This window comes from Allostella sp. (genome assembly GCF_041913585.1).
GTDB lineage: Bacteria > Pseudomonadota > Alphaproteobacteria > ATCC43930 > Allostellaceae > Allostella.
On record NZ_JAYSFE010000048.1, the window covers coordinates 12,318 to 32,611 of the forward strand.

The following is a 20,294-nucleotide window of genomic DNA, read 5'->3' on the forward strand; positions in this document are numbered from 1 at the left end:
TCAGCTCCCGACGTGCAGCGGCGCCACCATCGAGCGCAGCGCCGCCAGCACGCTGGGGGCGATGATCCGGCTGGTCTTCGGGTTGGTCGCCGAGGGCCGGTTGCGGCTGGTCAGCGACAGCACGACCTCGTCCGCCTCGACCTCGACGTTGTGGATGGCGCCGGGGATGTCCGGGTCGGCCCAGATCTCGACCCGCGTGCGGTCGAAGCCGACGCCGGCGAGACTGAGCGAGATGGCGACGTTGAAATGGCGCGGGAAGGCGGCCGCCGCCTCCCCGGCCGAGCCCTCGAACACCTTCACGGCCGCGGCCAGCGGCTGGCGGAAGTCGAAGCCGCGGCTCTCCAGGTACTCCTCGCCGATGAACGACCCGGGCTTGATGCGTGAGAAGAGCCGGACCTGCCGGATCGTCCCCTCGGCCGCGCAGCGGATCGAATCGAGCCCCGGCAGGGCACCGCTGGCGATGCGCACCCGGCCGCCGTGGCGCTCGGCGAAGGCGACCATGTCCGGGAAGGCGGGGACGCCGCCGGCGCTGAGCGCGACCAGCGTCCGGCCCGCCTCCAGCACCGTGCGCGCGACCTCCGGGAAGGAGTCGGCGGTGGCGCACTCGACGACGACATCGGCCAGCGCCGGCAGTTCCGCCAGCGGCACGATGCGCGGCCGGATGGAGAGGCCGGCGGCGTTGGCCGCCGCCTTGGCGAGGTCGCGGGCGGCGATCGCCGTCAGCTCGACCTGCGGCAGGGCGCCCTCGTCGAGGCGCCGGGCGAGGAACTGCCCGACGCTGCCGAACCCGGCCAGCCCGACCCGGAGCCGGGCCATCAGGCGTGGTCCGGCCGGGCGCCCATGAGCGCGGCGTAGGTGCCGACGCCGGGCGCGCTCCACAGCCCCTCGATGGCGGCCGCGAGATCGGCGCTGCGCTTGGGGCCGGCGACGGCCGCGGTCAGCCGGTCGAACTTGGCGCGCACCTCGGCGTCGCTCATCGGCGCCTCGGGATAGCCGCGGGCGATGCCGTTCTTCTCCGCGAAGGTCCTGCCGCCCGTGGTCTTCACCTCGACCACGGTCTCGTAGAGGTTGGGGAAGCCCTTATCGAGCTCGTCGTCCTTGACCACGGTGACGCGCGCCGAGAGGCGCGCCACCTCGGGGTCGGAGAGGCGGCGGTCGGTGAAGAGGTCGGCGACCCTGAGCCCCTCCTTCGACAGCGCGACCGGCAGGATGTACTGGGCGCAGTGGCTCTTCAGCGGGTTGTCGTCGATGCAGTGGGTGCCCGAGGACGGGAAGCGCAGGACGATCGAATCGACGTCCTCGATGGCGAGCCGGTTGGCCCTGGCGATGCCGAGCAGCGCGTCGAGGCCGGGATGCAGGAAGGAGACGCTGGAGTAGGGCTTGATCGCCAGCTCCATGATCCCGTCCCAGCGGGTGCCGAGCTCGTCCGTCAGGTGGTGCTGCGCCGGCTTGCGGCTGAAGGCGCCGAAGACCGTGTGGCCATGGTCGAAGATGCCGATCGGGCCGCCGAAGCCCTGCGAGGCCAGCATCGCCGCGGTGACGCCGTTGCGCGCCGCCATGCCCATCTGGAACGGCCGGGAATTCTCGGTCTCGTCCGATTCCCAGGCCATCAGGCCGGAGGCCTGGCAGCCCGCGAGGCCGAACGCCTTGGTCGTCTGGTCGGCGTCGAGCCCGAGGAGGAAGGCCGCCGCCGCGGTGGCGCCGAAGCAGCCGCAGACCGCCGACGGGTGGAAGCCGAGGTTGTACTGCTCGACCGGACCCAGCGCCATCGACAGCCGGTACTCCATCTCACAGCCGAGGATGACGGCGGCGACGAGATCCTTGCCGGGCTTGCCGAGATGCTCGCAGAGCGCCAGGGCCGCCGGCACCATGACCGCGATCGGGTGCAGCACCCCCTCGGGATGATGCGGCTCGACGTCGCAGGCATAGCCCATGGTGCCGTTGGCCAGCGCGGCGTTGACGACGCTGGTGCGGAAGCCGTGGCCGACGATGCTGGCCTGCGGCGCGCCGCCCAGCCCCTCGACGAAGCCGGCGATGCGCCGCCCGGTCGAGATCTTCGGATCGGACGCCGCGAGCAGCGCGCCGCTGCCGTCGAGGATCATCTGGATCGCCCGCGCCCGCACGTCGGCGGGCACGGAATCGGCGGTGAAACCCGCCACCAGTTTGGCCCAAGCCTCGGTCAGCGGACCGGAACCGCGCGTCGCCATGTCGTGCACTCCGATGTCAAGCGTGTGGGGTCGAGTGAGGAAAGACGGAACGGTTCAGCCGGCGCGGGTGCGGCCGGTCTCGGCGCCGGCATAGGCGCCCATGTAGATGCGGGCATAGCCCTCGCGGATGACGTCGACGATCTGGTCGAGCCGGCGGGTGATGTGGCCGGTCATGATCTCGGCGCAGCGGTCGCCGTCGCGCGCCACCAGCGCCGCCAGCACCTCGGCGTGCTCGGTCTGGGTCGCGGCGCGGCGGCCGTTCTCCATGTCGATCCAGCGGCAGAAGCGGATGCGGGCATTGATGTTGCGCAGGATGTGCAGGAGCTCGGCATTGCGCGAGAAGCCGGCGATGCGCTCGTGGAAGGCCTCGTCGAAGCCGACCAGCTCGACCACCGAGGCATCGGCCGGGGCGGCGCGGCTGCCCTGGAGGAAGGTGTCGAGCTCCGCCAGCTCGGCGTCGGTCGCGCGCTCGGCCGCGAGCCGCGCCGCCGCCACCTCGAGCGACCGCCGGACCTCGTAGAGGTCGAAGATCTCCTTGGCGTCGAGCGGCCGGCACTGGAAGCCGCGGTTCGGCGTGAAGACGAGGAAGCCTTCGGTGACCAGGCGGTTCAGCGCCTCGCGGATCGGGGTGCGGCTGACCTTGAGGCGACGGCACAGGTCGGCCTCCGCCAGGCGCTCCAGCGGGCGGAACTGGTAGGTGATGGCCATCGTCCGGAGCTGCTCGTAGGCGCGCTCCGACAGGTTCGCCTGCGGGCGGGCCCGACGCCGGGGTCGGCCGAGAGGTTCTCTTTCCATTGCCGTCCGCATTGTATACAGAGACGTATAACGAGCAAGCCGTTCGCGAGAAGGGAGCAACATGAGCAACCAGCTTTCCGGCGCCGAGGCCTTCGTCCGGCTGCTGCAGGGTCATGGCGTCAAGCACATCTTCGGCCTGTGCGGCGATACCAGCCTGCCGCTCTACGATGCGCTCTTCCGCCTCGACCACGGCATGACCCACATCCTGACGCGCGACGAGCGGTCGGCCGGCTACATGGCGGACGGCTATGCCCGCGTCTCCGGCAAGGTCGGCATCTGCGAGGGTCCGTCCGGCGGCGGCGCCACCTACATCCTCCCCGGCGTCGTCGAGGCGAACGAGTCCTCGATCCCGATCCTGGCGGTGACGACCGACATCTCGGTCGGCGGCCGCGGCCGCTACACGCTGACCGAACTCGACCAGGAGGCGATGTTCCGGCCGCTCGCCAAGTGGAACCGCGTCCTCGACCGCGCCGTCGACATCCCGAAGGTCGTGCGCGCGGCCTTCACCCACATGACCAGCGCCAAGCCGGGTGCCGCCCATATCGGCCTGCCCTTCGACGTCCAGAAGGACGCCGTCGACGAGGCCGACGTCTGGGCCGATTCCATCCTCGGCAGCTTCCCCTCCCGCCGCTTCGGGCCCGATCCGGAGATGGTGGCGCGCGCCGCCGACGCCCTGCTCGCGGCGAAGAACCCGATCTTCGTCTGTGGCGGCGGCGTCGTCATCGCCGGCGGCGAGGCGGCGCTGACCGGGCTCGCCGAGTGGCTGGGCGCGCCGGTCGCGACCACCATCTCCGGCCAGGGCTCGATCCCCGAGGACCACCCGCTGGCCGTCGGCGTCGTCGGCTCGAACGGCGGCACGCCGATGACGCGGGCGCTCGTCGACATGGCCGACCTCGTCGTCTTCGTCGGCTGCCGTGCCGGCTCGGTCACCACCGAGCGCTGGCGGCACCCGGCGCCGGGCAAGGTGCCGGTCGTCCATATCGACGCCGATCCCGGCGTCTTCGGCGCCACCTACCAGACCCAGGTCGCGATGCTGTCGGACGCGCGCCTGGCGCTGGAGGCGATCCTGGCCCAGGTCAGGACGGCGCCGCGCCCGGCGATGGGCCGCCTGCTCGACGCCGCCGCCGTCGCCAAGGCCAAGCGCGAGAAGTTCGGCGCCTTCGCCGCCCTCGCCGCCTCGAACGAGACGCCGATCCGGCCCGAGCGGGTGGTCGCCACGCTGCAGAAGCTGCTGCCGAACGACGCCGTCCTGGTCTGCGACCCGGGCACGCCCTGCCCCTACTTCTCCGGCTACTACGAGTTCAAGCAGGCCGGCCGGCACTTCATCTCGAACCGCGCCCACGGCGCGCTCGGCTATTCCATGTCGGCCGCGGTCGGCGCCTGGTACGGCCGGCCGCAGTCGAAGGTGCTGTCGATCATGGGCGACGGCTCGTTCGGGTTCACGGTCGGCGAGATGGAGACGATCGTGCGCCAGAAGGTGCCGCTGACGATGATCGTCTTCTCGAACAGCGTCTATGGCTGGATCAAGGCCGGGCAGAAGACGGGTTTCGACCAGCGCTACTTCTCGGTCGACTTCTCGCGCACCGACCACGCCAAGGTGGCCGAGGCGTTCGGCGTCAAGGCCTGGACGGTCAAGGACCCGGCCGACCTGGAAGGCACCCTGCGCAAGGCGCTCGAGGCCGACGGCCCGACCCTGGTCGACATCCACGCCCAGCCGCTCCAGGACGCCAAGGCCCCCGTCTCCGAGTGGGTGGCCTGAGCCCGGAGCGATGACCGCGGGGGCGGACGGCAGCGGCCGTCCGCCCCTTCCGTCCGGGGGCTATAGTGGCGGCCGATTCGCCAGCATTCCCGGGAATGGCCGACCGCCCCAACATCGTCCTCGTGATGACCGACCAGCAGCGCGCGGACACGCTGGGCTGCCTCGGGTCGACCTATGTCGAGACGCCCAACCTGGACCGGCTGGCCGCCCGGGGCGTCGTCTTCCCGCAGGCCTTCACGCCGATGCCGATCTGCTCGCCGGCGCGCGCGTCGCTGTGGACCGGCCTCTATCCCCACCGCCACCGCGTCGAGGACAATGTCTACGGCACCCCGGACGGGCTGGCGGACAGCGACGGTCCCACCGTCTTCCCCGATCTCCGCGCGGCCGGCTACCGCTCCGCCTACATCGGCAAGTGGCATCTGGGAAAGCGCGGGCCGCCGGCGCTCGACCGGTGGCTCGGCTACAATTCGGGCCGGCCGCACTGGATCGAGCAGGCCGGCGGCGCCCGCCTCTATCGCCCGGTCGTGGAGACCGACCAGGCGATCGCCATTCTCTCCGGCCACGACCGGTCGCATCCGCTCTTCCTCGTCGTCTCCTACTATCCGCCGCATCCGCCGTTCGATCCGCCGGAGCCCTACCGCGCGGCCCATGCCGCCGCACCCCGGCCCGGCTACTACGGCGCCGTCCGCGCCATCGACGACTGCGTCGGCCGGCTCGTCGACGCGATCGACCGGCTCGGCTTCGCCGCCGACACGGCGATCCTGTTCTGCTCCGACCATGGCCAGCGCCTGCGCAAGGGCGAGGATTCGGTGATGAAGCGGAGCCTGCGCGACGAGTCGATCCGCATCCCCCTGATCGTGGTTCCGCCGGGCGGCCGACGCGCCGGCGCCATGCGGTGCGAACGCCTGGTCGGCCTCATGGACGTCGTGCCGACCCTGCGAGCGCTCGCCGGCCTGCCCGCGCCCGCCGGCCCGGGACCGAGCGCGAATCTCCTGCCGCTCGCCCGGGGCAGCGCGCCGCCATGGCGCGACGCGATGCTGTTCCAGAACCGGAGCCGGGCCGACCGCGACGCCGACAGCATCGCCCGCGTGGAACGCGCCGTGCGGACCTCCGACGCCAAGCTGATCTGGCGGCTCGGCGGCCGGCCGGCGCTCTACGACCTCCGGATCGACCCGGACGAACACCACGACCTGATGCGGCGGCCGATCCCCCCACGCGGCCCGCTGCGGCGGCTGGCAGAGGTCATGCGGGATCTCGGCGAGGAAGCCGGCGACGCGGTCGCCGTCCGCGCGGCGGACGAGATCGTGGCGGCATCGGAAGGGACCATCGGCGCAGCGATCAGCCGCTGAGCGCCAGCAGGTGGTTGTCCCAGCGACCGGCCGCCGCAAGCGCGCCGGCCAGCGCCGACCCGGTCCCGGTCGCCGGGTCGAAGGCGCCGACCCCGCCGAGGCCGCTGGCGACGGCGAAGCGGCCCGGGGCCAGCGGGGCGATGCCGCAGCCGTCGGCGACCTCCGCCGAGGCGAGGATGCGGCCGTCGGCCGTGTCCCAGAAGGTGGCGCGGTTGCCGCGCGGCGAGGAGACGCCGAGGATCCGCCCCGACCGGTCGACGGCGGCGCTGCCGCAATAGTGCCGCATCGCCCGCAGCGCCGCCGCCGGGGCCGAGAAGAAGCGCAGCTCGGCAGCGCCCGGACGATGGCTGCCGACCAGCGGCACCAGGTCGACCGCCGGCCCCTCGTACTGGGCAGCGAAGCAGATGGCGCCGTCGGCGGCGATGGCGAGGTGGCGCAGGCCGAGCGACGCCAGCGCGGCCGGCGGGCGCGCCTGCGCCAGCACCCGGCCCGTCGCGGCGTCGAGGTAGCTCAGGTTGGAATCCATGGCGCCGGTGTTCAGCTTCATGCGCGGCGCGGCGGGATCGGTGACGATGCCGCCGTTGGCGACGACCAGGGTCCGGCCGTCGGGCAGGAGGCGCAGGTCGTGCGGGTCGAGCCCGCCCGAATCCCACGCCGCAACCGGGGTATAGCCGCGGTCGGCGGCGTAGACGCCGACGACGCCGCGACCGGCCGCATGGTCGCTCTCGCTCGCATAGAAGAGGCGGCCGTCGGCCGAGAAGACGCCGTGGCCGTTGAAGCGCCGCCCCTCGGCGTTACCGACATGCCGGAGGATGCGCCCCGCCGCCGTGTCGATCACCGCGAGCCACGTTCCCGGCCGGCGGGCGCAGGCGACCGCCTCCGCCCGTCCGGGCCGCTCGGCGAAGCCGTGCCCGCGCGCCGGCAGCGGCAGGTCGAAGGCCCCTTCGCCCGCCGCGTCGAAGGCCGATGCGAAGAACCCCCCGCGCTGGCCGACCCGGGCCCCCAGCAGCCGCGGCCCGGTGGCGGCGCCGGCCGCAGCCAGGCCCCCACCCAGCACGGGAGCGAACAAGGCGGCGATGCCGCCGGCCAGCACCTGCCTGCGATCGGGATTCATCGCCGCTCCGCCGCCGTCACTGCCATCAGTCCCCGTCCAGCGCATTGAAGCCGAGCGGGATGCCGAGCGCCGCGGTCAGGCGCTGGGCGACGAGGGCCTTGAGCGCCGCCGTCTCCTTCACCAGACGCTCGACGGAAGGGCGGCGGCGGGCGTCCGCGACGGCCGCCTCCAGCGACGGGCCGATCGCGGCCGCCGTCGCCCGGCTCTGGGCGAAGGCGCGACGCATCAGGTCGTCGAGCGCCGCATCGCCGGCGGCCCGGCGGACCGTGTCGGCGAAGCCGGCTTCGTAGAGTTCCGCCCCGGCCGCGAGGTCGAGGCGGACGTTGTCGAGCGAGCGGCCGCTCCGCCACGCCTCCGCCAGCCGCGGTCGGGCCGCCTGGACCGAGGCGCCGAGCGGGCGCGACAGCTTGTGGTCGGACACCAGCTCGACCGCGAGGTGGAGGGCCTTCACGACGTCGAGCGTCGCCTCGCTCGGCCGCTGGTAGGGCGAGTCCGAGGCGCCGGCATGGCGCAGGACCTCGACGAACGGACGGTCGCCGCCGACCCACTCCCGGTGGACGTCGGCCGCCATGCCGGCGAGGTTGCGGGTGATCGCCCGGAGCACGGCGCAGCGCCGCCGGGCACCGTCGTCGCCCGCCATCAGCTGCGCTTCGGCGCCGTCGGCGAAGACCAGGCGCTCCAGGGCAGGGAAGCCCTGGCCGGCGACGTTGCCGCGGCCGAAGACGTCCGGCGCGAGCTGGGCCGGATCGGCCTTCAGCAGTTCCTCGACGGCGCGGCCGACGCTGTTGCGCGGGTCGGGCCAGAAGGCGAAGCGGGCGGAGCGCGAGAAATACTCGATCGGGCCGAAGCGGACATGCTGGATGCGCTGCCAGGCGTCGGCGGCCTCGGCATGGTGCCGCCGCATCTCGACCAGCCGCGGGCGCGCCGGCGCGGCGCAGAAGCTCTCGGCGGCGGCGTCGAGGCGGGCGGTCGCGGCCTCCAGCGCCGCATAGCGCGGCGCCGCGTAGCCGGTGGCGATCGCCTCGACGAGCCGGCGATGCTCGGCCTCGGGGAGCTCGGCCCCAGGGAGTTCGGCGGCGGGGAGCTCGGCCGCGGACGCCCCGGCGGCAGTGAGCCCGAGGACCAGGGACAGCGTCCGCAGCAGACCGCGCACCATCATGGCGGGTCGCCTCCTCTACAGGGATCGCAGGAAGGCGAGCAGGGCCTCGCGCTCGGGACGGGTCATGGCCGCAACCCTGACGCGGGCCGCCTCGGCCTCGCCGCCGTGCCACAGGATCGCCTCCAGGACGGTACGGGCACGGCCGTCGTGGAGATAGAAGGCGTTGCCGTTGACGGTCTCGGTGAGACCGAGCCCCCACAGCGGCGGCGTGCGCCATTCGCGTCCGTCCGCCAGCCCCTCGGGCCGCCCGTCGGCCAGCCCCTCGCCCATGTCGTGCAGCAGGAGGTCGGTATAGGGCCAGATGCGCTGGCCGGAGAGCTCGGGACGGTCGGGGTGGCTGCCCGTCACGTGGCTCGGCCGGTGGCAGGCGGCGCAGCCGGCGGCGTGGAACTGGCGCTTGCCCTCCAGCACCGAGCGGTCGGCGACGTCCCGGCGCGCGGGCACCGCGAGATGGCGGGAATAGAAGGCGACGAGGTCGAACATCCTGGGCACGACCTCGACCGCGCCCTCGCCGTGGGCGCCGTGCGGCGCCGCCCGGCACTCGGCCTGGGCCGGGGTGCAGTCGCCCCAGGGATCGCGGACGAGCGGCGTCGACAGGCCCATGTCGCCGGCGAAGGCCTCGGCCGCCTGCTGGGCGACCGTCGGCTGCCCGGCCTTCCAGCCGAAGCGGCCGAGCATCGGGCGCAGGAACTCGCGCGACCAGACGCGGTTGGCCCGGCCCGAGATGCCGTCGCCGTCGCGGTCCTCCGGATCGGCCGCCGCCAGGATCTCCGCCTCCGGGATCAGTTCCAGCAGGCCGAGGCCGATCATCGGCGGCGCCAGCCGCGGCGAGAGCATGGTCGCCGGATGCATCGGGCCATAGTGGAGGCTGGCGACGCGGTAGCCGGGCCGCCGCAGCGAGACCGTGGTCCCGTCGGCGAGCCGGACCGGCTCCTCGACGTAGGAGAGCTCCATCGCCCCCTCGGCGAGATGGCCCTGGACCGAGAAGGTCTGGAGCTGGCCGCCATAGGTCGGCTCCGGGATCACCGACGCCTCGAGCGCCGCCAGCCGGCGGCGCTGCGCCTCCGTCTCCGGCGGGATCGACAGGCGCAGGAAGAGCGAGACCGCCGCCTCGCCCGGGGCCGGCACCCGGCCGCGCCCGTCCTTGAGGTGGCAGGACTGGCAGGAGCGCGCGTTCCACAGCGGCCCCAGCCCGTCCGACGAGCGGGTCGAGCTCGGCGCCGACACCCAGAGCTTGCGGAAGATGCCGTCGCCCACCTTGAAGTCGAGCTGGCGCTCGAAAGAGAGGTTGCCGGACGGGTGCGAGAAGGCGCTGCTGTTGAGCGGGTGCCGCCCGGTGGCCGCCCCGCCGGCAGCCTCTTCCCCCGGCTCCGGCCGGGAGAAATCCGCCGGCCCGCCCGCCGCCGGAATGGCGGCGAGCAGCGCGACGGCGACCGCGACGATCCCGCGCCCGGCCATCGTCACTTCTTCTCGAACACCTTGGCCGGATCGTCGAGGCTCTTGGAGCCCTCGAACTTGATCGGCTTCAGCTTCAGGGCGGCGACGACGCGCTCCAGCGTCCGGGTCTGGTCGGTCAACCGGTCGATCGCGGCCTGGACCACGGCGTTGCCCTCGGGATTGTCGGGGCCGATCATCTGGTCGTAGGCCTCCCTGGTTTCGGCGCGCTCCTTCAGCGCGCGCATCGCCGCCTCGGTCGCGTCGAGCTTCGCCGTCATCTCGGCCGCGAGCCCGGGATCGGTCGCCTGCACGAGGTCGGCCGGGGACGGCCCCTTCACGACGGCGCCGCCGGTCCGCCGGTACTCGCCGAACCACACGGCCCGCATGCCGGCGACGTCGTAGTAGTGGGAGTTGTGGGTGTTGTCGGAGAAGCAGTCATGCTCCTCCTCCGGGTCGTGCAGCATCAGGCCGAGCTTCATCCGCTCGCCGGCGAGTTCGCCGTAGGAGAGGCTGCCGATGCCGGTGAGGATGGTCGAGATCGCGCCGTCCGGCCCGCCCCTGGCGAGCGCCCTGCGCGCCTTGCCGCCCTTCGCCCACTGCTTCGCCATCCAGGCGAGGTCATCGACCAGGAGGCCGGTCGCCACCGCCAGGTACTGGGCACGGCGGTCGCAATGGCCGTTGGTGCAGGCCGACCCCCTGGCATAGTCGGTCCAGGACCGGTTGCCGGCGCCGGGCCCGGTGCCGTTCAGGTCCTGGCCCCAGAGCAGGAACTCGATCGCGTGCCAGCCGGTGGCGACGTTCGCCTCGATGCCGCCCAGCTCGTGCAGGCGGGTCGAGATCAACCTCTTCGTGATGCGCGCGGCGTCGATGGTCCTGCCGCCGAACCTGATCTTCGGATTGGCGATGACGTTGGCGGTGTAGAGCGGGTTCTCGTCGCTGTCCTCGCCATAGGAGGAATGGACATAGTCGATCAGCCCCTCGTCGAGCGGCCAGCCGTTCACCTTGCCTTCCCACTCGTCGACGATGGCGTTGCCGAAGCGATAGACCTCGGTCTGCTGGTAGGGCACGCGGCCGGCGAGCCAGGCGGCGCGCGCCGCCTTCATCGTCGCCTCGCCCGGCGCCTTGACCAGGGCGGCCACCGCCTTCTGCAGCGCCACGGCGCCGGCATGGGCGTCCTGGTACATCGCCAGGGCGATGTCGCCGTAGGTCGCCGCGATCTGCCGCTTGTCCGCGGCCGCCGCCGGCGCGGCGGCGAGGGCGGCCGCGATCGCGATCGCGGCGAGCGGCCGGACGAAGACATGCTGGGCGATGGGCACGGGGCGCTTCTCCTCCTTGCTCGGGCAGGGCCGGAACATAGTGCAATTGATTATGACTGTCAGTAGCGACTGGCGATGCGGCATTGGGACGCGCAGGCCGGCATGGCGGCGATTGCGCCCGCCCGCCGCCGCCCTTAGCCTGTCCGGCCGCGGAACCCCGAATGCGGAAGCGCCCCGGCACGACATGACGCGATACTCGGCCTTCGGCCTCCTGACCAAGGCGCTTGGCGGCCATTCCGGCTGGGGCCGGGCGTGGCGCGACCCGGCGCCGAAGCCGTCCTACGACGTCGTCATCATCGGCGGCGGCGGACACGGGCTGGCCAGCGCCTACTACCTCGCCAAGGAGCACGGCATCACCAACGTCGCCGTGCTGGAGAAGGGGCCGATCGGGCTCGGCAATACCGGGCGCAACACGACGATCGTGCGCTCGAACTACCTGCTGCCGGAGAACAACCACTTCTACGAATGGTCGCTGAAGCTCTGGGAGGGGCTGGAGCAGGACCTCAACTTCAACGTCATGATGAGCCAGCGCGGCGTGCTCAACCTCTTCCATTCGGACGCGCAGAAGCACGCCGCCGCCCGCCGCGGCAACTCGATGCGGCTGATCGGCGTCGATGCCGAACTGCTCGACCGCGAGCAGGTCCGGGCGATGGTGCCGATGCTCGACTTCGACAATGCCCGCTTCCCCGTGATGGGCGGCCTGCTGCAGCGGCGCGGCGGCACCGCCCGGCACGACGCCGTCGCCTGGGGCTTCGCGCGCGCCGCCGACCGGCTCGGCGTCGACATCATCCAGCATTGCGAGGTGACCGGCATCCGCCGCGAGGGCGGCCGCGTCACCGGCGTCGAGACGACGCGCGGGCCGATCGCCGCCCGCAAGGTCGGCATGGCGGTCGCCGGCAACACCTCGCGCGTCGCCGCGATGGCCGGCCTCCGCCTGCCGATCGAGAGCCACGTCCTCCAGGCCTTCGTGACCGAAGGGCTGAAGCCGCTCGTCGACACCGTCGTCACCTTCGGCGCCGGGCATTTCTACATCAGCCAGTCCGACAAGGGCGGCCTCGTCTTCGGCGGCGATCTCGACGGCTACAATTCCTACGCCCAGCGCGGCACGCTGCAGATGGTGGAGCACGTCTTCGCCGCCGGGGTCGCGATGATGCCCTGCCTGTCGCGCCTGCGGGTGCTGCGGCAATGGGGCGGGGTCATGGACATGACGATGGACGGCTCGCCGCTGATCTGCCGCACGCCGGTCGAGGGCCTCTACCTCAATGGCGGCTGGTGCTATGGCGGCTTCAAGGCGACGCCCGGCTCGGGCTGGTGCTTCGCCCACACCATCGCCAAGGACGCGCCGCACCCTCTCAACGCCAGCATGACCATCGAGCGCTTCCGCGACGGCCGCCTGATGGACGAGCGCGGCGTCGGCCCCTGGCCCTGGGCCCAGTGACGAGGCAACCGCCATGCATCGCATCGACTGTCCCTGGTGCGGCCCGCGCGACGAGGCGGAATTCGCCTATCGCGGCGACGCCACCGTCCGGCGGCCGGCCCCCGACGCCGGGATCGACGCCTTCTACGACTATGTCTACACCCGCGCCAACCCGCGCGGCTGGCACACCGAATGGTGGCACCATGCCGGCGGCTGCCGCCAGTTCGTCCAGGTGGTGCGCCACACCATGACCCACGAGATCGCCGCCACCGGCAAGGCCGGCGACACGCTGCCGGTGCCTTCCGAACCGGTGCCCTCCGAACCGGTGCCGGGCGCATGATCGAGCTCCCCCGCCGGCCCCGCCTGCGCACCGCCAGGGGCGGCCATGTCGACCGCGAACGCACCCTCGCGTTCCGCTTCGACGGGCGCGAGTACCGGGGCCATCCCGGCGACACGCTGGCCTCCGCCCTGCTCGCTTCGGGGGTGCGGATCGTCGGCCGCAGCTTCAAGTATCACCGGCCGCGCGGCATCTACACCGCCGGGCCGGAGGAGCCGAACGCGCTCGCCGGCATCGGCACCGGCGCCCGCACGACGCCGAACACCAAGATGACCACGGTCGAGCTGCATGACGGGCTGGTCGCGGAAAGCCAGAACCGCTGGCCGTCGCTGGCGATCGACCTCATGTGCGTCAATTCGGCCTTCGCACGGTTTCTGCCGGCCGGCTTCTACTACAAGACCTTCATGTGGCCGGCCTCCTTCTGGGAGAAGCTCTACGAGCCGGCGATCCGCCGCGCCGCCGGTCTCGGCCGCGCGTCGACCGCGCCCGATCCCGACCATTACGAGGCATGCCACGCCCATTGCGACGTGCTGGTGGTGGGCGCCGGAGCGGCCGGCCTCGCGGCGGCGCGGGCGGCCGGCGAAGCCGGCGCGCGCGTCATCCTGGCCGAGCAGGATTTCCTGGCGGGCGGCGGCCTCCTCGCCGAGCCGGCGCAGGAGGCCTGGCGACGCGAGACGCTGGCGGCGCTCGACGCCCTGCCCAACGTCACGCCGATGCTGCGGACGACCGTCTTCGGATACTACGAGCAGAACATGCTGGGCGCGCTGGAGCGGGTGGCCGACCACCTGCCCGAGCCGCCGCCGCACCAGCCGCGCCAGCGCTACTGGACGATCCGCGCCCGCGAGGTGGTGCTGGCGACCGGCGCCGACGAGCGCCTGATCGCCTTTCCCGGCAACGACCGGCCGGGGGTGATGCTGGCGGGTGCCGCCCGCACCTATGCCCGCCGCTTCGGCGTGCTCGCCGGCCGCCGCGCCGTGCTCTTCGCCAACAACGACGAGGCCTACGGCACCGTCGCCGCGCTGGCGGAGGCCGGCGCCGAACGGGTGGCCGTGGTCGACCCGCGACCGCTGGGGCCGGCCGCCGCCGCCGCCCGCCGCCAGGGCTTCGAGGTGCTGACCGGGCACGAGGTCACGGGCGGCCATGGCGGCCGCGGCATCTACAGCGTCGAGGCGCGGGCGGTCGGCAGCGCCGGCGGCTTCCAGATCGACGCCGACCTCCTCTGCGTCTCCGGTGGCTACGGCCCGGCGATCCAGCTCGCCAGCCAGTCGCGCACCGCCATGCGCTGGGACGACCGCATTGCCGCCTTCGTTCCTGGCGAGGCGGCGGGCCAGCGCTCCGCCGGCGCCGCCCGCGGCTGCTTCGGCATCGCGGCCGCGGCCCGGGACGGCCTCGCCGCCGGACGGGCGGCGGCCACCGCCGCCGGCTTCCCGCCCGGCGCCGCCTTCGTACTGCCGGACGCGGACGACCCGGACCCGACCGTCACCCCGTTCTGGGAAGTGCCGGCCCGCGGCAAGGCCTTCGTCGACCTGCAGCACGACGTCACGACCGCCGACATTCGCCTCGCCCATCGCGAGGGCTATCGCCATATCGAACACGCCAAGCGCTACACCACCCATGCCATGGCGACCGACCAGGGCAAGACGGGCGGGCTCGTCGGCGCGGCCGTGCTGGCCGAGGCCCGCGGCGAGCCGGTCGCGGCGGTCGGGATGCCGACCTATCGCCCCTACGTCACGCCCATCACCTGGGGCGCGGTCGCCGGCCACCATCGCGGCCGGGCCTTCGCGCCGATCCGCCGGACGATGCTGCACGACTGGCACGCCCGCCGCGGCGCCGAGTTCATGGAAGCGGGCCTGTGGCTGCGGCCCGCCTTCTATCCGAAGCCGGGCGAGAGCCCGTGGGACGCCATCCTGCGCGAGGGCGGGACGGTGCGGCGCAAGGTCGGCGTCTGCGACGTCTCGACCCTCGGCAAGATCGACGTCCAGGGCAGCGACGCCGCCACCTTCCTCGACCGGCTCTACACCAACACCTTCTCCACCCTGCCCGTCGGCAAGGCCCGCTACGGCCTGATGCTGCGCGAGGACGGGATGGTGATGGACGACGGCACCACCAGCCGGCTGGCGCCCGACCATTTCTTCGTCACCACCACGACCGCCAATGCCGGCCGGGTGCTGGAGCACATGGAGTTCCACGCCCAGACGGTGTGGCCCGAGCTCGACGTGCAGTTCTGCTCGGTCACCGACCAGTGGGCCTCGATGTCGGTCGCCGGGCCGGAGGCGCGCCGGACGCTGGCGAAGGCGGTCGAAGGGCTCGACCTGTCGGACGCCGGCCTGCCCTTCATGGGCGTCGCCGACGCCACGCTCGCCGGCCGCCCCGTGCGCATCTTCCGCATCAGCTTCTCGGGCGAACTCGCCTTCGAGGTGGCGACCCCGGCCGGCTACGCGCTCGCCGTCTGGGAGGCGATCCTGGCGGCCGGCGACGAGTTCGGCATCGAGCCCTACGGGGTCGAGGCGCTCGGCCTCCTGCGCATCGAGAAGGGCCATGTCGCGGGCGCCGAGCTGAACGGCCAGACGACGATGCGCGACGTCGGGCTGGGAAAGATGGCCAAGAAGGGCGACTTCGTCGGCAAGGTGCTGGCCGGGCGGCCGGGCCTGACCGACCCCGCCCGACCGCGCCTCGTCGGCGTCCGTCCGGTCGAGCGCGAGCGCCAGATCCGGCCGGGCGCCCATCTGGTCGAGGCGGGCTCCGACCGCAGCCTCGGCTGGATCACCAGCGTCACCCGCTCGGTCGAGCCGGGCGGCTGGATCGGCCTCGCCATGCTGTCGGGCGGCGAGGCCCGCCACGGCCAGCGATTGGTCGCCGCCTTCCCGCTGCTCGACGAGACGGTGGAGGTCGAGATTTCCAGCCCGCATTTCGTCGATCCGGAGAACGCCCGTGTCCGAGGTTGAGGGGTCCGTGGCCGACCTGTCCGCAGTCGAGCCACGCTCGCCGCTCTCGGTCGCCGCGGTGCCGGCGCACCCGATGATCGCCGAGCTGCCGTCGGCCCTGGTCGACGTCGCCGCCCGCCGCGGCCGCGGGGAAGACCTCGCGGCGGCGCTCAGCGCCGAGTTCGGGCTCGCGCTGCCGCCGCCCGGCCGCTTCGCCGAGGGCCGGGACGCGACCGCGGTCTGGATCCGGCCGGACACCTGGCTGGTGATCGCGCCGCGCGGGCCCGAGGGCGCGCTCGCCCGCCGCCTCGCCCAGGCCGCGGGAGCCGCCGGCTCGGTCGTCGACCAGTCGCACGGCAAGACGCGGGTCCGGCTGGCCGGCCGCCACGCCCGCCGGGTGCTGGGCAAGGGCTGCCGCCTCGACCTCGACCCCGCGGCGTTCGGGCCGGGGCAGGCCGCCATCACCCAGATGGCGCAGGTCTCGGCCCTGCTGCTGCAGCGCGACGACACGCCCGCCTACGAACTGGTCGTCGGCTCCAGCTATGCCGTGCCCTTCCTCGAGTGGCTGACGGAATCCGCCGCCGAATTCGCCGGCACCCTCTAGCCGGCCCGCCATGACCGACCATGCCGAGCCGGGCGGCGGATCGCTCGGCGTCTTCCGCCATCGCGGCTTCACGGTCTACTGGGCGGGCCGCTTCCTCACCGCCTTCGCCGCCCAGTTCGTCAGCGTCGCGGTCGGCTGGCACGTCTACAGCCTGACGCGCGATCCGTTCGACCTCGGGCTGGTCGGCCTCTTCCAGTTCCTGCCGTTCCCGGCGCTGATCTTCGTCACCGGCCCGGTCGCCGACCGCTTCGACCGGCGCTGGATCATGGGGGTGTGCATCCTGGCCCAGGTGCTGTGCGTCGCCGGCCTGCTCGGGCTGATCCTCGCTGGCGACGCGCGGACCTGGCCGATCTTCGCGCTGCTGGTCCTGTTCGGCACCGCGCGCGCCTTCTTCGGCCCGGCCTCGCAGGCGATCATCCCCAACGTCGTGCCGGTGGCCGAACTGGCGACCGCGGTCGCCTGGTCGACCTCCTCCTGGCAGGTGGCGACGATCCTGGGGCCGGTCGTAGGCGGGCTCCTCTACGGCATCGGGGCGACCCTGCCCTTCGCCGCCGCCGCCCTGCTGATGCTGGCGGCGGCGCTGCTGACGGCCCTGATCCCGGCGATGCCGCGCTCCGGCCTGCCGCCCGGCGCCGACTGGCGCGCGCTCAGCGCCGGCTTCCGCTACATCTGGCGCGAGAAGGTGGTGCTGGGCGCCATCTCGCTCGACCTCTTCGCGGTGCTGCTGGGCGGGGCCGTGGCGCTGCTGCCGGCCTATGCCGGCGACATCCTCGCGGTCGGGCCGGTCGGGCTCGGCGTGCTGCGGGCAGCGCCCGGCATCGGCGCCTTGCTGATGGCGCTCTGGCTCGCCCGACACCCGATCCGGGCGCAGGCCGGCATGCTGATGTTCGCCGGCGTCGCCGCCTTCGGCTTCTTCGCCGCCCTCTTCGGCCTCTCGACCTGGACCTGGCTCTCGGTCGTGGCGCTGCTGCTGATGGGGGCGGGCGACATGGTCAGCGTCTATGTCCGCGAGACGCTGATCCAGCTGTGGACGCCAGACCACCTGCGTGGCCGGGTCAATGCCGTCAACATGGTCTTCATCGGCGCCTCGAACGAGTTGGGGGCCTTCCGCGCCGGCGTCATGGCGGCGCTGGTGGGGGTGGTGCCGGCCGTCGTCGCCGGCGGCGTCGGCACCATGGCAGTGGCATGGCTGTGGCAGCGCTGGTTCCCCGAACTCCGCGCCATCAGCCGGGTCGATCGGGTCGAACGTTCGGCGTAGACTGGATCGACAGGCCGCGTCACGAGAGGGGAGCAGGCGCCATGGGCATCACCGCGATGAACCACTTCACCGTGCTGACGCACGATCTCGACGCGACGGTGAAGTTCTACGGCATGTTCGGGCTCAACCCCGGCTGGCGGCCGCCCTTCGGCTTCCCCGGCGCCTGGCTCTATTCCGGCGACACCGCCATCCTGCACGTCATCAAGAAGGACACCCTGACCGAGAAGGACGGGGTGCTCGACCACATGGCCTTCTCGGCGGTCGACCTGCCGGCGGTGGCGGCGCGGCTGACGGCGGCCGGCCACGAGTACGAACTGCGCCGGCTCGCCGGCGGCGGCATCTGGCAGCTCTTCACCCGCGACCCGGCCGGCGCCAAGGTCGAGTTCGACTTCGCCGAGAACGAACCGGCCCCCCCCGGCTGGGCCGGCTGATCGCCCAGGCCTACCGCAGCGAGGCGTTCAGCTTCTCGAGCGCCTTCGCGCCGGGCACCAGTTCGCCGTCGTCGAGCGTGTTGAGCGGGCGGGCGACGGTCGCCAGCGCGTCGTGCAGGTCGGCCGATTCCGGATCGACGTAGAGGAGGCCGGTCACCACCTGGCCCGCGGCCTCGTGCCGTTGCAGGTAGGAGATGGCGGCCGCCCGGTCGCGCGGATCGTAGTCGGCGTCGAGCTTCTTCAGGCGGAGCACCGTGCCGTCGTGCTGGGTCACCGCGATCGTCTCGCCCGGGGCGTACTCGGCCTGGATCGGTTCGCGCGGGATCATGACGTCGAGGCGGTTCACCGCGTCGTTGTGCTCGCGCACGAAGTCGAAGCTCTTGGTCGAGCCCGGGTGGTTGTTGAAGGCGACGCAGGGGCTGATGCAGTCGATGAAGGCGGCCCCCTTGTGGCGCAGCCCCGCCTTGATGAGCGGGACCAGCTGCTCCTTGTCGCCCGAGAAGCCGCGGGCGACGTAGCTGGCGCCGAGCAGCAGCGCCATCGCCGCGAGGTCGATCGGCTCGTCGTGGTTGGCCGCGCCGCGCTTGCTGAGCGAGCCCTTGTCGGCGGTCGCCGAGAACTGGCCCTTGGTCAGGCCGTACACGCCGTTGTTCTCGACGATGTAGAGCATGTTGACGCCGCGGCGGATCGAATGGGCGAACTGCCCGAGCCCGATCGAGGCGCTGTCGCCGTCGCCCGAGACGCCGAGATAGATGAGGTCGCGGTTGGCGAGGTTGGCGCCCGTCAGCACCGACGGCATGCGGCCATGGACGCTGTTGAAGCCGTGGCTGGCGCCGAGGAAGTAGGTCGGCGTCTTCGACGAGCAGCCGATGCCGGAGAGCTTGGCGATGCGGTGCGGCGGCAGGTCGAGCTCGAAGCAGGCCTGGATGATGGCGGCGCTGATCGAATCGTGGCCGCAGCCGGCGCACAGCGTCGAGACCGTGCCCTCGTAGTCGCGCCTTGTGTAGCCGAGCGCGTTGGTCGGCAGCTTCGGGTGATGGAAGCGGGGCTTGGCGAGGTAGGTCATGGAACCGCCTTCCGGAGCGGGACGACGTTGTGGTCGGGCAGGGCCGCCTCGATCGCGCCGACGATGAAGCGGGCAGTGATCGGCGTGCCGTCGAAGTGGCGCACCGGGACGAGCCGCGCCGGGTCGAGCTCGAGCTCGGAGACGAGCAGGGTGCGCATCTGGGCGTCGCGGTTCTGCTCGACGACGAAGACGATCTCGTGCCGGCGGACGAACTCCGCCACGGAGTCCGGGAAGGGAAAGGCGCGCAGCCGCAGCGTGTCGAGATGGACGCCGCGGCCGGCGAGCGCCTCCAGCGCCTCCTCCATGGCGGCCCCGGTCGAGCCGAAATGGATCACGCCGACGCGCGTCGGCTCGGCCGCCGCGCGCTCGACCGGCGCCGGCACCAGGGTCTTCGCCGTGTCGAACTTGCGGACCAGCCGCTCCATGTTGTCGACATAGACCGGCCCCTCCTCGCTGTAGCGCGCGTAGCGGTCGCGCGTCGTGCCGCGGGTGAAGTAGGAGCCGCGGGTCGGATGGGTGCCGGGATAGGTGCGGTAGGGGATGCCGTCGCCGTCGACGTCGAGGTAGCGACCGAAATCGGCTCCGGCATCGAGCATCTCGCGCGTCATCACCTTGCCGCGGTCCATGCGCCGGGAATCGTCCCACCGGAAGGGCCGGCAGAGCCATTCGTTCATGCCGATGTCGAGGTCGAGCATGACGAAGATCGGCGTCTGCAGCCGGTCGGCGAGGTCGAAGGCGGTCGCCCCCATCTCGAACGCCTCGTGCGGGTCCTCGGGGAACAGCAGGACGTGCTTGGTGTCGCCGTGCGAGGCGTAGGCGCAGGCGAGGAGGTCCGACTGCTGGGTGCGGGTCGGCATGCCCGTCGAGGGTCCGCCGCGCTGCACGTCGAAGACGACGGCCGGGATCTCGGCGAAATAGGCGAGGCCGAGGAACTCCTGCATCAGCGAGATGCCGGGCCCGGAGGTCGAGGTGAAGGCGCGGGCGCCGTTCCAGCCGGCGCCGATCACCATGCCGATCGAGGCGAGCTCGTCCTCGGCCTGGACGATCGCGTACTTGCCCTTCTCCTCCTCGCCGCGGAACCGGCGGCAATGGCGCTGGAAGGCCTCGGCCAGCGACGAGGA

At 72.7% G+C, this 20,294-nt stretch carries 16 protein-coding genes and 1 pseudogene; 8 read left to right on the forward strand and 9 right to left on the reverse strand.

The annotated features are described in order from the left end of the window. The 3 genes from ACE3Q3_RS11250 to ACE3Q3_RS11260 are packed head-to-tail and all read right to left on the reverse strand — an operon-like array spanning position 1 to position 3,002. Entirely contained in the window at positions 1-816 is an 816-nt protein-coding gene (locus ACE3Q3_RS11250) for an aspartate dehydrogenase (protein WP_374445877.1), read from the reverse strand. Next, positions 816-2,207, reverse strand: coding sequence for an MmgE/PrpD family protein (locus tag ACE3Q3_RS11255; protein ID WP_374445879.1), 1,392 nt, complete (start codon positions 2,205-2,207; stop codon positions 816-818). The genes ACE3Q3_RS11250 and ACE3Q3_RS11255 overlap by 1 nt, the downstream gene beginning before the upstream one ends. Positions 2,208-2,261: 54 nt before the next feature. Then, positions 2,262-3,002 (reverse strand): GntR family transcriptional regulator, encoded by a 741-nt coding sequence (locus ACE3Q3_RS11260; RefSeq protein ID WP_374445882.1) that lies wholly within the window; start codon positions 3,000-3,002, stop codon positions 2,262-2,264. A gap of 61 nt (positions 3,003-3,063) precedes the next feature. Here ACE3Q3_RS11260 and ACE3Q3_RS11265 point away from each other — a divergent pair, with 61 nt between their 5' ends. Both ACE3Q3_RS11265 and ACE3Q3_RS11270 read left to right on the forward strand, forming a co-directional pair. Beyond that, a complete protein-coding gene (locus ACE3Q3_RS11265; RefSeq protein WP_374445884.1) occupies positions 3,064-4,761 on the forward strand; it encodes a thiamine pyrophosphate-binding protein in 1,698 nt (565 codons plus the stop codon). A 95-nt stretch (positions 4,762-4,856) separates the two neighbouring features. Then, positions 4,857-6,110: a sulfatase gene (locus ACE3Q3_RS11270; protein WP_374445886.1), complete on the forward strand. Its 1,254-nt coding sequence runs from the start codon at positions 4,857-4,859 to the stop codon at positions 6,108-6,110. Here ACE3Q3_RS11270 and ACE3Q3_RS11275 read toward each other — a convergent pair. The 4 genes from ACE3Q3_RS11275 to ACE3Q3_RS11290 are packed head-to-tail and all read right to left on the reverse strand — an operon-like array spanning position 6,100 to position 11,136. After that, positions 6,100-7,224 carry a DUF1513 domain-containing protein gene (locus ACE3Q3_RS11275; protein WP_374445888.1) on the reverse strand — a complete coding sequence of 375 codons (1,125 nt, stop codon included), beginning with the start codon at positions 7,222-7,224 and terminating at the stop codon, positions 6,100-6,102. The genes ACE3Q3_RS11270 and ACE3Q3_RS11275 overlap by 11 nt on opposite strands. Positions 7,225-7,249: 25 nt before the next feature. Beyond that, complete coding sequence (locus ACE3Q3_RS11280; RefSeq protein ID WP_374445890.1) at positions 7,250-8,383, reverse strand: imelysin family protein; 1,134 nt, start codon at positions 8,381-8,383, stop codon at positions 7,250-7,252. Positions 8,384-8,398: 15 nt separating this feature from the next. After that, the gene (locus ACE3Q3_RS11285; protein WP_374445893.1) at positions 8,399-9,841 is read right to left on the reverse strand and encodes a di-heme oxidoredictase family protein; all 1,443 of its coding nucleotides are present in this window, start codon (positions 9,839-9,841) and stop codon (positions 8,399-8,401) included. Positions 9,842-9,843: 2 nt separating this feature from the next. After that, a complete protein-coding gene (locus ACE3Q3_RS11290; protein ID WP_374445894.1) occupies positions 9,844-11,136 on the reverse strand; it encodes an imelysin family protein in 1,293 nt (430 codons plus the stop codon). A gap of 184 nt (positions 11,137-11,320) precedes the next feature. On the opposite strand from ACE3Q3_RS11290, the gene ACE3Q3_RS11295 reads away from it, so the two are divergent. Genes ACE3Q3_RS11295 through ACE3Q3_RS11320 form a run of 6 tightly spaced genes read left to right on the forward strand, consistent with a single transcriptional unit; the run spans position 11,321 to position 18,107 of the window. Then, positions 11,321-12,574, forward strand: a complete 1,254-nt coding sequence (locus ACE3Q3_RS11295; RefSeq protein ID WP_374445897.1) for a sarcosine oxidase subunit beta family protein — start codon at positions 11,321-11,323, stop codon at positions 12,572-12,574. 13 nt (positions 12,575-12,587) lie between these two features. Continuing rightward, a complete protein-coding gene (locus tag ACE3Q3_RS11300) occupies positions 12,588-12,893 on the forward strand; it encodes a sarcosine oxidase subunit delta (RefSeq protein ID WP_374445900.1) in 306 nt (101 codons plus the stop codon). After that, complete coding sequence (locus ACE3Q3_RS11305) at positions 12,890-15,835, forward strand: sarcosine oxidase subunit alpha family protein (RefSeq protein WP_374445902.1); 2,946 nt, start codon at positions 12,890-12,892, stop codon at positions 15,833-15,835. The genes ACE3Q3_RS11300 and ACE3Q3_RS11305 overlap by 4 nt, the downstream gene beginning before the upstream one ends. Beyond that, positions 15,822-16,418 carry a sarcosine oxidase subunit gamma gene (locus ACE3Q3_RS11310; RefSeq protein ID WP_374445904.1) on the forward strand — a complete coding sequence of 199 codons (597 nt, stop codon included), beginning with the start codon at positions 15,822-15,824 and terminating at the stop codon, positions 16,416-16,418. Before ACE3Q3_RS11305 ends, ACE3Q3_RS11310 begins: the two co-directional genes overlap by 14 nt. 10 nt (positions 16,419-16,428) lie before the next feature. Beyond that, positions 16,429-17,676, forward strand: coding sequence for an MFS transporter (locus ACE3Q3_RS11315; protein WP_374445906.1), 1,248 nt, complete (start codon positions 16,429-16,431; stop codon positions 17,674-17,676). Positions 17,677-17,717: 41 nt separating this feature from the next. After that, positions 17,718-18,107, forward strand: coding sequence for a VOC family protein (locus tag ACE3Q3_RS11320; RefSeq protein ID WP_374445911.1), 390 nt, complete (start codon positions 17,718-17,720; stop codon positions 18,105-18,107). A gap of 10 nt (positions 18,108-18,117) precedes the next feature. On the opposite strand, the gene ACE3Q3_RS11325 is transcribed toward ACE3Q3_RS11320, so the two are convergent. After that, a complete protein-coding gene (locus ACE3Q3_RS11325; protein ID WP_374445914.1) occupies positions 18,118-19,173 on the reverse strand; it encodes a 2-oxoacid:ferredoxin oxidoreductase subunit beta in 1,056 nt (351 codons plus the stop codon). Continuing rightward, positions 19,170-20,294 (reverse strand): annotated as a pseudogene (locus ACE3Q3_RS11330) (2-oxoacid:acceptor oxidoreductase subunit alpha); the annotation flags it as partial. The gene ACE3Q3_RS11325 and the pseudogene ACE3Q3_RS11330, both read right to left, overlap by 4 nt.

What these genes read in the sequence shown, in the direction of transcription:
- ACE3Q3_RS11250 (WP_374445877.1), bottom strand. Translation starts at nt 816, where the DNA reads ATGGCCCGGCTCCGGGTCGGGCTGGCCGGGTTCGGCAGCGTCGGGCAG.
- ACE3Q3_RS11255 (WP_374445879.1), bottom strand. Translation starts at nt 2,207, where the DNA reads ATGGCGACGCGCGGTTCCGGTCCGCTGACCGAGGCTTGGGCCAAACTG.
- ACE3Q3_RS11260 (WP_374445882.1), bottom strand. Translation starts at nt 3,002, where the DNA reads ATGGAAAGAGAACCTCTCGGCCGACCCCGGCGTCGGGCCCGCCCGCAG.
- ACE3Q3_RS11265 (WP_374445884.1), top strand. Translation starts at nt 3,064, where the DNA reads ATGAGCAACCAGCTTTCCGGCGCCGAGGCCTTCGTCCGGCTGCTGCAG.
- ACE3Q3_RS11270 (WP_374445886.1), top strand. Translation starts at nt 4,857, where the DNA reads ATGGCCGACCGCCCCAACATCGTCCTCGTGATGACCGACCAGCAGCGC.
- ACE3Q3_RS11275 (WP_374445888.1), bottom strand. Translation starts at nt 7,224, where the DNA reads ATGAATCCCGATCGCAGGCAGGTGCTGGCCGGCGGCATCGCCGCCTTG.
- ACE3Q3_RS11280 (WP_374445890.1), bottom strand. Translation starts at nt 8,383, where the DNA reads ATGATGGTGCGCGGTCTGCTGCGGACGCTGTCCCTGGTCCTCGGGCTC.
- ACE3Q3_RS11285 (WP_374445893.1), bottom strand. Translation starts at nt 9,841, where the DNA reads ATGGCCGGGCGCGGGATCGTCGCGGTCGCCGTCGCGCTGCTCGCCGCC.
- ACE3Q3_RS11295 (WP_374445897.1), top strand. Translation starts at nt 11,321, where the DNA reads ATGACGCGATACTCGGCCTTCGGCCTCCTGACCAAGGCGCTTGGCGGC.
- ACE3Q3_RS11300 (WP_374445900.1), top strand. Translation starts at nt 12,588, where the DNA reads ATGCATCGCATCGACTGTCCCTGGTGCGGCCCGCGCGACGAGGCGGAA.
- ACE3Q3_RS11305 (WP_374445902.1), top strand. Translation starts at nt 12,890, where the DNA reads ATGATCGAGCTCCCCCGCCGGCCCCGCCTGCGCACCGCCAGGGGCGGC.
- ACE3Q3_RS11315 (WP_374445906.1), top strand. Translation starts at nt 16,429, where the DNA reads ATGACCGACCATGCCGAGCCGGGCGGCGGATCGCTCGGCGTCTTCCGC.
- ACE3Q3_RS11320 (WP_374445911.1), top strand. Translation starts at nt 17,718, where the DNA reads ATGGGCATCACCGCGATGAACCACTTCACCGTGCTGACGCACGATCTC.
- ACE3Q3_RS11325 (WP_374445914.1), bottom strand. Translation starts at nt 19,173, where the DNA reads ATGACCTACCTCGCCAAGCCCCGCTTCCATCACCCGAAGCTGCCGACC.